8 protein-coding genes are annotated in these 11,229 nt (G+C 69.1%); 7 read left to right on the top strand and 1 reads right to left on the bottom strand.

From position 1 onward, the window contains the following. The first annotated feature begins 393 nt into the window (after positions 1-393). Entirely contained in the window at positions 394-3,927 is a 3,534-nt protein-coding gene (gene dnaE, locus AB0M52_RS22675) for a DNA polymerase III subunit alpha (protein ID WP_363956972.1), read from the top strand. A gap of 185 nt (positions 3,928-4,112) precedes the next feature. Next, positions 4,113-5,150 carry an aminotransferase class V-fold PLP-dependent enzyme gene (locus AB0M52_RS22670; RefSeq protein WP_363956969.1) on the top strand — a complete coding sequence of 346 codons (1,038 nt, stop codon included), beginning with the start codon at positions 4,113-4,115 and terminating at the stop codon, positions 5,148-5,150. Positions 5,151-5,205: 55 nt separating this feature from the next. On the opposite strand, the gene AB0M52_RS22665 is transcribed toward AB0M52_RS22670, so the two are convergent. Further along, entirely contained in the window at positions 5,206-6,069 is an 864-nt protein-coding gene (locus tag AB0M52_RS22665; RefSeq protein WP_363956967.1) for an SPFH domain-containing protein, read from the bottom strand. A gap of 308 nt (positions 6,070-6,377) precedes the next feature. On the opposite strand from AB0M52_RS22665, the gene AB0M52_RS22660 reads away from it, so the two are divergent. From AB0M52_RS22660 to AB0M52_RS22640, 5 genes are all read left to right on the top strand, one after another. Beyond that, entirely contained in the window at positions 6,378-7,139 is a 762-nt protein-coding gene (locus AB0M52_RS22660) for an ABC transporter ATP-binding protein (protein WP_363956964.1), read from the top strand. Further along, on the top strand, positions 7,126-7,818 hold the full coding sequence (locus tag AB0M52_RS22655; RefSeq protein ID WP_363956961.1) for an ABC transporter ATP-binding protein: 693 nt from the start codon (positions 7,126-7,128) through the stop codon (positions 7,816-7,818). The genes AB0M52_RS22660 and AB0M52_RS22655 overlap by 14 nt, the downstream gene beginning before the upstream one ends. A 56-nt stretch (positions 7,819-7,874) precedes the next feature. Further along, positions 7,875-9,119, top strand: a complete 1,245-nt coding sequence (locus AB0M52_RS22650) for an ABC transporter substrate-binding protein (protein WP_363956958.1) — start codon at positions 7,875-7,877, stop codon at positions 9,117-9,119. Positions 9,120-9,126: 7 nt separating this feature from the next. Then, complete coding sequence (locus AB0M52_RS22645) at positions 9,127-10,011, top strand: branched-chain amino acid ABC transporter permease (protein WP_363956955.1); 885 nt, start codon at positions 9,127-9,129, stop codon at positions 10,009-10,011. A 169-nt stretch (positions 10,012-10,180) separates the two neighbouring features. Continuing rightward, complete coding sequence (locus tag AB0M52_RS22640; RefSeq protein ID WP_363956975.1) at positions 10,181-11,107, top strand: branched-chain amino acid ABC transporter permease; 927 nt, start codon at positions 10,181-10,183, stop codon at positions 11,105-11,107. Positions 11,108-11,229: the final 122 nt, after the last annotated feature.

The raw sequence follows: 11,229 nt of genomic DNA, 5'->3' as shown, positions 1-11,229 counted from the left end.
GGCTGCCCGGAGGACTGCCACTTCTGTTCGCAGACATCGCCACATGCCGACGCGGGGTGGTTCAGCGCTGACCGCCTACACCCGGTCCAGATCTTGGACAGTTTCCGTTACGCGAAAACGGCAACTGTCCAAGATCTTCCGCCCGGAGCAATACGCCGATCGCGTTCCTTGCCCTGGTCACGGTGTTGTTCACCGAGGAGAGGTGCTGCGCACCGTCAGCGGCGTGAACCGATCTCCCTTGCCAAGTCCGGCCGGCGACCGGGTGTTCCGGGCCGGCGTACGCATGATCCGCGACACCTCGTCAGTCGTGCCGCGCGGCGGGCTGGAGCCGGCTCCGGCGGCGGCGATAGGGTGGGCCGACCGACTCGATCAGCTGACCCGGGGGGCCTCCGCATGGGCGATTCGTTCGCGCATCTGCACGTGCACACGGAGTACTCGATGCTCGACGGAGCAGCCCGGCTCAAGGACCTGTTCGCCGAGGTCAAGCGGCAGGGAATGCCGGCCGTGGCGATGACCGACCACGGCAACATGCACGGCGCGAACGACTTCTACAAGCAGGCGATGGCCGCCGGGGTCACCCCGATCCTGGGCATCGAGGCGTACGTGGCGCCGGAGTCGCGGTTCCACAAGCAGCGGGTGCGGTGGGGGCGGCCGGAGCAGAAGAGCGACGACGTCTCCGGTAGCGGTGGCTACACCCACAAGACGATCTGGGCGCGCAACAAGACCGGCCTGCACAATCTCTTCACGCTCACCAGCAAGGCGTACACCGACGGCTACTTCGTCAAGTGGCCCCGGATGGACGCCGAGTTGCTCGCCGAGTACGCCGACGGCCTGATGGCCACCACCGGTTGCCCCTCCGGCGAGGTGCAGACCCGGCTGCGGCTCGGCCACGACGCGCAGGCCCTCGAGGCCGCGGCGAAGTACCAGGACATCTTCGGCAAGGAGAACTACTTCCTGGAGCTGATGGACCACGGCCTGGACATCGAGAAGCGGGTCCGGGACGGGCTGCTGGAGATCGGCCGCAAGCTCGACATCCCGCCGGTGGTCACCAACGACTCGCACTACACGCACGAGGCGCAGTCCGAGGCGCACGACGTGCTGCTCTGCGTGCAGACCGGCAGCAACGTCGCCGACCCGAACCGGTTCAAGTTCGGCGGCAGCGGCTACTACATCAAGTCCGCCGACGAGATGCGCGGCGTGGACGGCTCCGACGCCTGGCTGGAGGGCTGCCGCAACACGCTGCTGGTGGCCGAGCGGGTCGACCCGACCGGGATGTTCGAGTTCCACAACCTGATGCCGCGCTTCCCGGTGCCCGAGGGGGAGACCGAGGAGTCCTGGTTCCGCAAGGAGACCTTCGCCGGGCTGGCCCGCCGCTACCCGCAGGGCATCCCCGAGGGCCACGTGGTGCAGGCCGAGTACGAGCTGGGCGTCATCATCCAGATGGGCTTCCCGTCGTACTTCCTCGTGGTCGCCGACTTCATCCAGTGGGCCAAGAACCAGGGCATCGCGGTCGGCCCGGGCCGTGGCTCCGCGGCCGGCTCGCTGGTCGCGTACGCCCTGGGTATCACCGACCTGGACCCCATCCCGCACGGGCTGATCTTCGAGCGGTTCCTCAACCCCGAGCGGGTCTCCATGCCGGATGTCGACATCGACTTCGACGAGCGTCGGCGCGGTGAGGTGATCAAGTACGTCACCGACAAGTGGGGCGAGGACAAGGTCGCGCAGATCGCCACCTTCGGCACGATCAAGGCGAAGGCCGCGATCAAGGACTCGGCGCGGGTGCTCGGCTACCCGTACGCGGTCGGCGACCGGATCACCAAGGCCATGCCGCCGGCCGTGATGGGCAAGGACATCCCGCTCGAAGGCATCTTCGACCCGAAGCACCCCCGGTACGCCGAGGCCGGCGAGATCCGCGGCATGTACGAGTCGGAAGCCGACGTCAAGAAGGTCATCGACACCGCCCGGGGCATCGAGGGACTGATCCGGCAGACCGGCGTGCACGCCGCCGGCGTCATCATGTCCGCCGAGCCGATCATCGAGCACATCCCGCTGATGCGCCGGGACTCCGACGGGGTGATCATCACCCAGTTCGACTACCCGACCTGCGAGTCGCTCGGGCTGTTGAAGATGGACTTCCTCGGCCTGCGCAACCTGACCATCATCGACGACGCGGTGAAGAACATCCAGCTCAACCACGGCAAGGAACTTGACCTGCTGGCGTTGCCGCTGGACGACAAGGCCGCGTACGAGCTGCTGTCCCGGGGCGACACCCTGGGCGTGTTCCAGCTCGACGGTGGGCCGATGCGATCGCTGCTGCGGATGATGAAGCCGGACAACTTCGAGGACATCTCCGCCGTCCTGGCGCTCTACCGCCCCGGCCCGATGGGCGTGGACTCGCACACCAACTACGCGCTGCGTAAGAACGGGCTCCAGGAGATCACCCCGATCCACCCGGAGCTGGCGGAGCCGCTGCGGGAGATCCTCGCCCCCACCTACGGCCTGATCGTCTATCAGGAGCAGGTGCAGCGCGCCGCGCAGATCCTCGCCGGCTACACCCTCGGTCAGGCCGACCTGCTGCGCCGGGCGATGGGCAAGAAGAAGAAGGAGATCCTCGACAAGGAGTTCATCCCGTTCCGGGACGGCTGCCGCGAGCACGGCTACTCCGACGAGGCGATCCAGAAGGTCTGGGACGTGCTGGTCCCGTTCGCCGGGTACGCCTTCAACAAGGCGCACTCGGCGGCGTACGGGCTGGTGTCGTACTGGACGGCGTACCTGAAGGCGCACTACCCGGCCGAGTACATGGCGGCGCTGCTGACCTCCGTCGGCGACGACAAGGACAAGATGGCCATGTACCTGTCGGAGTGCCGGCGGATGGGCATCCAGGTGCTGCCGCCGGACGTGAACACTTCGGCCGGGCCGTTCACCCCGGTCGGCAAGGAGATCCGCTTCGGTCTCGGCGCGATCCGTAACGTCGGCGCGAACGTGGTTGCCGCGATCATGCGGTGCCGCGACGAGAAGGGCGAGTACGCCGACTTCTACGACTTCCTGTCCAAGGTGGACGCCGTGGTCTGCAACAAGAAGACCATCGAATCCCTGATCAAGGCGGGGGCGTTCGACTCGCTCAAGCATCCCCGTAAGGGCCTGCTGGCGGTGCACGCCGACGCCATCGACGCGTACGCCGACGTCAAGCGCAAGGAGGCCGTCGGTCAGTACGACCTGTTCGGCGCGGGCTTCGGCGAGACCGAGACCGCGTCCAACAGCACGGTCATGCCGACCATCGGCGAGGGGGAGTGGGACAAGCGGGACAAGCTCGCCTTCGAACGCGAGATGCTCGGCCTGTACGTCTCCGACCACCCGCTCTTCGGCCTGGAACACGTCCTCGGCGCGGCGGCCGACTGCACCATCGCCGCCCTGTCCGAGGAGGGCACCGTGCCCGACGGCGCGGTGGTCACCCTCGCCGGCATCCTCTCCGGCGTGCAGCGGCGGGTCACCAAGCAGGGCCGGGCGTGGGCCTCGGCCACCCTGGAGGACCTGGCCGGTGGGGTGGAGACCCTGTTCTTCCCGAACACCTACGAGGTGATCGGGCAGTACATCGCCGAGGACGCGATCGTGGTGGTCAAGGGGCGGGTCGACCGGCGCGACGAAACCCCCCGCATCATGGCGATGGACATGTCCCTGCCCGACGTCAGCAGCAGTGCGGCCAACAAGCCGGTCACCCTCACCATCCCGGTGACCCGGTGCACGCCGCCGCTGGTGGAACGGCTCAAGGAGACCCTGGTGCTGCACCCGGGCGACGCCGAGGTGCACGTCAAGCTGCTCAACGGCAGCCGAACCACCACCTGGCGGCTCGGTCCGGTGCGGGTGGCGGCGACCACCGCCCTGATGGCCGACCTGAAGAGCGTCTTCGGCCCGGCCAACGTCAGCTGATCCGGCGCGGCCGGCGTCGCCAGCGCGTGCCGATCATGCAGTTGTGGTGGGCGATCCGCTCCGTTGGCCCCTTGTGCGGGGCACCACAACTGCATGATCGCGTCGCTGGTTGGGCAGCGGGGTGGGGGCCACGGCGGTGGGATTGGCGGTCGGCGGCGGGGGTGGGGGCGGTTAGCGTCGGTGGCGTGGAACTGGAGCAGGCGCAGAAGTTGTGGCAACCGCAGGCCGGCTGGCTGAACACCGCCAGCTACGGGTTGCCGCCCGATCCGGCCTGGGAGGCGTTGCAGGAGGCGCTGGCCGGCTGGCGCGCGGGACGAACGTCGTGGGAGAGCTGGAGCGAGGCGACCGATCGGTCGCGGACCGCGTTCGCCCGGCTGGTCGGGGTGCCGGCGGCTGACGTGGCGGTCGGTGCCACCGTCTCCCAGCTGCTGGCCCCGGTCGCCGCCGCGTTGCCCGCCGGTGCGCGGGTGGTCGTCCCCGAGGTCGAGTTCACCTCCAATCTCTTCCCCTGGCTGGTGCAGGCCGAACGGGGCGTCGAGGTGCGCACCGTGCCGCTGGACGAGCTGGCCGCCTCGGTCGACGCCGACACCGACCTGGTGGCGTTCAGCCTGGTGCAGTCCGCCGACGGTGCGGTGGCCGCGTACGACGACATCGTCGCGGCGGCCCGGGCGCACGGCGCGATCGTCGCGGTCGACGCCACCCAGGCGTGCGGCTGGCTGCCGTTCGAGGCGGCTCGTGCCGACGTGGTCGTGGCCGGCGGGTACAAATGGCTGATGGGCCCGCGGGGTACCGCGTTCGCCTACCTCGACCCGGCGCTACGGGAGCGGATGCGGCCGGACGCCGCCGGCTGGTACGCCGGGCGTGACCCGCACGCGTCCTACTACGGGCCGCCGTTGCGGCTCGCCGACGACGCGCGCCGGTTCGACATCTCGCCGGCCTGGTTCAGCTGGGTTGGTGCGGCCCCGGCGCTGGAACTGCTGCTGGAGATCGGGTTGCCGGCGGTGCACGCGCACGACGTGGCGCTGGCCAACCGGTTCCTCGCGGGACTGGGACAACCAGCCGGGCGCAGCGCGATCGTCACCGTGGAGGTGCCCGGTGCGCAGGAGAAGCTCGAACGGGCCGGCGTCCGCGCGGCGGTGCGGGCCGGCCGGGTCCGGGCCTCGTTCCACCTCTACTCCACCGAGGGGGACGTCGACTTCGCGCTGGATGCGCTGACCAGCTGACCGGTGCCCCTGCGGCCCGCGCCGGTCGCCCGGCGCGGGCCGCGGGGCGGCGGGGTCACTTGGCGGTGCCGGTGACGATGCCTGGGTTGATGCACAGACCCGGCGTGCTGCCGTTCTTCTCGGCGATCTCCAGGCAGCGGGTCACCTTGTCCACCTTGGCGTTGGTCTCGGTGATCTGCTTCTGGATTTCGGCGTTGCGGCGGTCCTGTTCGAGGTTGCGGGTCTGGGCGAGCTTGTCCTGGAACGCCTTGATGTTGCCCTCGGTCTTGTCGTCGTGGTTGACCCGGGTGATGGTGACCGACAGGATGTCGACGTCGTCGGCCAGCCGGCCCTCCGCGTTGGTCTTGATGCTCTCCGCGAAGGGCTTGAGGTCGACGTTCAGGTTGCCGGTCTGCGCGTCGATCCGCTCCAGCGGGTTGTAGGCGGTGAAGGCGTCGTTCACCGCGCTGTCCAGCTGTACGCCGACCCGCTGTCCCCGGAAGCTGTCGAAGTCGCCCTTGTAGTCCATGAACTGCTTCGGGGCGTTCTCGGGCCGGACCTGCCACTCGACCAGCACCTCGACGCACGCGTCGGCGAGAGTGCCGGTACGCACCCGTACGCAGTTGCTGTCGCCGATGTGGTCGTACTTCTGCCGCCCGGCGTCCCACTCGCCGACCCGCTGCCACGGCGCGACCCACTTCAGGCCGGAGCCGGTGACCTCACCGGTCGGCTTGCCGAAGCTGGTGACGATCCCGACCGAGCGGATCGGTACCGAGTGGGCGCTCGACGCCACGGTGAGAACGATCGTCGCGGCCAGGGCGGCGACCGCTGCCAGGACGCTGGTCTGTCGCAGGCTGCGCTGCGAACTGATGAGTGCGACGGCGACGGCGATGATCGTGGCGGCGGCGGCGACGATCGCGAGGGTGAAGCCGAACGGCATGTGTCCGGACCTTTCGGGGTGGTCTGCTGTGTTGATCATCAACGTAGCTGCCGTGGTCAAGATCCGGCCGTCGGAGGGTGGTATCGACACATGTCTTAACGGAGGGGCTGTCGGTACCTGCTGGTTTCGATGGTCTCTGTGGCGGTGTGCTGCCCATGGGGGTGGCGCTTGCGCACCCTTGGGGCACCCGAAATATGTTGATCATCGACATAGATCGACATGTTCGCCGAGCCGTAGGTTTCCTGCACGCGGCGGCCCTGTGACCCCGATCACCGAACTGGTCGTCGCCGGTAACCGAAGGATGGGCGATGACCGGGCAAGCAATCCTGTCGGCGCGCGGGCTGACCCGCGACTTCCGGGGTTTCCGGGCGGTCGACAATGTCGACCTCGACGTCGCGCCGGACAGCGTGCACGCGTTGGTGGGGCCGAACGGCGCGGGCAAGACCACGCTGTTCAACCTGCTCACCGGCTTCCTGCGCCCCACCGACGGGCGGATCGAGCTGGCCGGCCGGGACGTCACCGGCCTGCCCCCGGAGCAGGTCGCCCGGCTGGGGGTGGCCCGCTCGTTCCAGATCACCAGTCTCTTTCCGCAGCTGAGCGCCCGCGAGCACGTCGAGCTGGCGTTGCAGAGCCCGAGCGGGCTGGGCTGGCAATTCTGGCGCTCGGCGAAGCTGATGCGCCGCTACGCCGACCGGGCGGGCGAGCTGCTGGACATGGTGGGCCTCGCCGAGCTGGCCGACGCGCCGGCCGAGGCACTGGCCTACGGGCGCAAGCGGGCCCTGGAACTGGCCATCGCCCTGGCACTCGACCCGAAGGTGCTGCTGTTAGACGAGCCGACCGCCGGCATGGGCCTGGAGGACGTGGACCGCACCGTCGACCTCATCGGTCGCGTCCGCGCGGGCCGGACCGTGGTCATGGTCGAGCACAACATGAGCGTGGTCGGACGGCTCGCCGACACCGTCACCGTGCTGCAGGCCGGGCGGGTCCTCGTCGAGGGCCCGTACGAACAGGTCCGCGCGGACGAGCGCGTGATCACCGCTTACCTGGGAGCCGCAGATGCTGCGCATTGAGAACCTGTCCGCCTGGTACGGCGAGGCGCAGGTGCTGCGGGACGTCAGTCTCGACGTGGCCACCGGCGAGGTGGTCACCCTGGTCGGGCGCAACGGCGCCGGCAAGTCCACCCTGCTGCGCTGCGCGATGGGGCTGCACGCCGGGCAGCGCGGCACGGTGGAACTCGACGGGCGAGACGTCACCAAGCTGCCGGCCTACCGCCGGGCCCGGCTCGGACTCGGCTGGGTGCCGGACGATCGGGGCAGCTACGCCACGCTCAGCGTCACCGAGAACCTCACGTTACCGCCGGCGGTGGGCCCGGATCCGTGGTCGCTGGAGCGGGTGTACGAGGCGTTCCCCGCCCTCTACGAGCGGCGCGACTCGGCGGCCACCATGCTCTCCGGGGGCGAGCAGCAGATGCTGGCGCTGGCCCGGGTGCTGCGGATGGGCGCCCGACTGATGCTCTGCGACGAGCCGACCGAGGGCCTGTCCCCGCTGCTGGTGCAGCAGGTCGGCGAGATCCTGCGCCAGGCCAAGCAGCACGGCGTGACCGTGCTGCTGGTGGAGCAGAACCTGCACTTCGCCACCGGCGTCGCCGACCGGCACTACCTGCTGGCCGAGGGGCGCATCGCGGAGGCGATGGACAACTCCGAGGTGCGGTCGCGCGAGCGCGAGCTGCTGTCGTACCTCGGCATCTGATGAATATCTCAACAGGGACAGCGAGCCGCGCCAGGCGCGGACATGGAGGGACGGGCATGCGCAGAACCACAGGGTTGGCGGCGGTTTCCGCCGTCACGATGCTGATCGCCGGCTGTGGCGGTGGCGGACCGCAGAGCTCGGGCGACTCGAAGCTCACCGACGACAAGATCGTGCTGGGCGTCCTGAACGACCAGTCCGGGGTCTACTCCGAACTGTCCGGCAAGAATTCGGTGAAGGCCGTGGAGATGGCCATCGCCGACTTCAAGGCCAAGCACGGCGACCAGGCGATCACCGACAACATCAGCGTCGAGTTCGCCGACCACCAGAACAAGCCGGACATCGCCAACAACCGGGCGGCCGAGCTGTACGACCGCAAGGGCGCCGATGTGATCTTCGACGTGCCCACCTCCTCGGCCGCGCTGAAGGTGGCCGACGTGTCGAAGGCGAAGAAGAAGCTCTATTTCAACATCACCGGCGCCACCACGGAGCTGACCGGCAAGGCCTGCAACAAGTACACGTTCCACTACGCGTACGACACCTACATGCTGGCCAACGGCACCGGCCGGACGGTCACCGAGCAGGGTGCCAAGAACTGGTACATCGTCTACCCGGACTACGCGTTCGGGCAGGACATGGAGAAGAGCTTCTCCGCCGCAGTGCAGGCGGCGGGCGGCACCATCGTCGGCAAGGACCCGACGCCCTTCCCGAACGACAACTTCTCCACCTTCCTGCTGAAGGCCCCGACGCTCAACCCGAAGCCGGACGTGCTGGGCACCATGCAGGCCGGTGCCGACCTGGTCAACCTGGTGAAGCAGTACAACGAGTTCAAGCTGCGGGACAAGGGCGTCAGCCTCTCCGTCGGCCTGATGTTCCTGACCGACATCCACTCCCTGACGCCTGACGCGCTGGCCGGCACCACCTACACCGACGCCTGGTACTGGAACTTCGACCAGAAGAACCGGGAGTTCGCCGACCGGTTCCAGCAGGAGACCGGCACCCGCCCGACCTTCGCGCACGCGGCGAACTACTCGGCGGCGTTCCAGTACCTGGAGGCCGTGCAGGGCGCCGGCACCGACGACGCCGACAAGGTGGTCGAGCAGCTCGAGGGGAAGACGATCGAGGACGTCTTCCTGCGCAACGGGAAGATCCGGGCCGAGGACCACCGGGTCATCCACGACGCCTACCTGGCCGAGGTCAAGCCGGCCGCCGAGGTCACGGAGCCGTGGGACTACGTGAAGATCCTCAAGACCATCCCCGCCGAGGAAGCCTTCCGGACTCCGTCGGCCGACTGCAAGATGTGACGAGGCGATGAGCGGTTTCCTGCAACACACGTTCAACGGGTTGGTGGGCGGGGCGTTCTACGCCCTGCTCGCCCTCGGGCTCGCGGTCATCTTCGGGATGCTGCGAGTGGTCAACTTCGCCCACGGCGCCTTCTACATGCTCGGCGCCTTCGGGGCGTACGTGCTGCTCACCGAGGTCGGGGTGCCGTTCTGGGGCGCGCTGGTGATCGTGCCGGTGGTACTGGGTCTGTTCGGCATGGCGCTCGAACGGGCGTTCATCCACCGGCTGACCCGGCTGGATCCGCTCTACAACTTCCTGCTGACCTTCGGGTTGACGCTGATCCTGCAGGACCTGGTCAAGAGCCGGTACGGCGTGCAGTCCAGCCCGTACGCCACCCCGGCGGGACTACAGGGCTCGGTCGACTTCGGTCTGTTCACCTTCCCGACGTACCGGGTCTTCGTGCTGGGCTTCGCCATCCTGGCCTGCCTCGGGGTCTGGTGGCTGCTGACCCACACCCGCATCGGCATGGTGGTGCGGGCCGCCACGGAGCGGCCCGAACTGACCCAGGCGTTCGGCATCAACGTCGGGCGCTGGGTGACGCCGGTGTTCGGCTTCGGCATCGCCCTGGCCGGTGCCGCCGGGGTGCTCGCCGCACCGATGCGGGCGGTCAACCCGCTGATGGGCGCCGACCTGATCATCGTGGTCTTCGCGGTCGTGGTGATCGGCGGGCTCGGATCCATCTTCGGCTCGGTGGCCGCCGGCTTCGGCATCGGCCTGTTGCAGGCATGGGGTGAGGCCTACCTGTCGGAGACGGCGCCGATCCTGGCGCAGACCCTGGTGTTCATCGTGATGGCCGTCGTGCTGCTGTGGCGGCCGGCCGGCCTGTTCGGACGGGAGGAGTCGCCGGCATGAGCGAGCGCCAGCGAGCGAATCATCGGCGCAGTGCGGTGGTGCCTCATGGCGGCACGGAGCGCAGCGGAGTGCCGGCATGAGCGAGACGTCTACCGTGCAGCCGGCGGAGGCTCCCGCCGCCGCACGACCGCGATCAGCCCTCGGCGCGGTGGCAGCCGCCCCCGGCTGGATGCGCTACGCCCTGCTCGCGGCGGGGCTGGCGGTCGCGCTGTGGCTACCCAACGGGCTCTACCCGGCCATCGCCGTGGACATCCTGTGCTGGGCGCTGTTCGCCGTCGCCATCGACCTGCTGCTCGGATTCACCGGGCTGATGTCGTTCGGGCACGCGGCCTTCTGGGGGACGTCGGCGTACGCGACGGGGCTCGTGGCGATCCACGCCGGCGTCCCCTTCCCGGTCGCCGTGCTGGCCGGGGCACTGGTGGCGGCGGTGCTCGCCGTACCGATCGGGTATCTCGCGGTGAAGCGCACCGGGATCTACTTCGCGATGGTGACCCTTGCCTTCGCGCAGATGATCTACTACATCGCGAACAAGTGGGGCACCGTCACCGGCGGGGAGAACGGTCTGCAGAGCGTGCCGCGGGAGCTGTTCGGCCTGGACCTCAGCGACGAGTTCTACTTCTACTACGCGGCGCTGCCGATCGTGCTCCTCGGGCTGGCCGCCGCGTGGCGGATCGTGCACTCGCCGTTCGGCCGGGTGCTGGTCGGTATCCGCGACAACCCGGCGCGGGCCCGCGCGCTCGGCTACCCGGTGCACCGCTACAAGCTCACCGCGTTCGTCCTCTCGGCGTTCCTCGCCGGGCTCGGTGGGGGACTGTTCGTCATGGGCCACCGGTTCGTCTCACTGGACGCACTGCACTGGACCACGTCGGGCAAGGCCGTCATCGTCGTCGTGCTCGGTGGCATCGGCACCCTCTGGGGCGGCGTGCTCGGTGCGGCCATCCTGGTCCGCCTGGAGGACTGGCTGTCGTACTCGGGGTTCGAGACGATCGGCCTGGTGACCGGCAGCATCTTCGTCCTGGTCGTCCTGCTGTTCCGGCGCGGAATCTGGGGCAGCGTGGCCGCCCTCGCCCAGCGCTGGCGGGTCCGCCGCCGGTAGCCCGCCCGCGTCCCGAGTCGGACACACCGCGCGGACGGAGCCCCGGCCATCCTGGAGTCGTTGCGTCCCCGCCGGAGGCTCAGTGACCGCGACCGGTCCGCAGCCGCGACCCGCCGCGCGGA

The organism is Micromonospora sp. NPDC051296 (genome assembly GCF_040682255.1).
Taxonomy (GTDB): Bacteria; Actinomycetota; Actinomycetes; order Mycobacteriales; family Micromonosporaceae; genus Micromonospora; species Micromonospora craterilacus.
The sequence above is the reverse complement of the archived record's forward strand: the minus strand, read 5'-3'. Positions and strand labels throughout refer to the sequence as shown.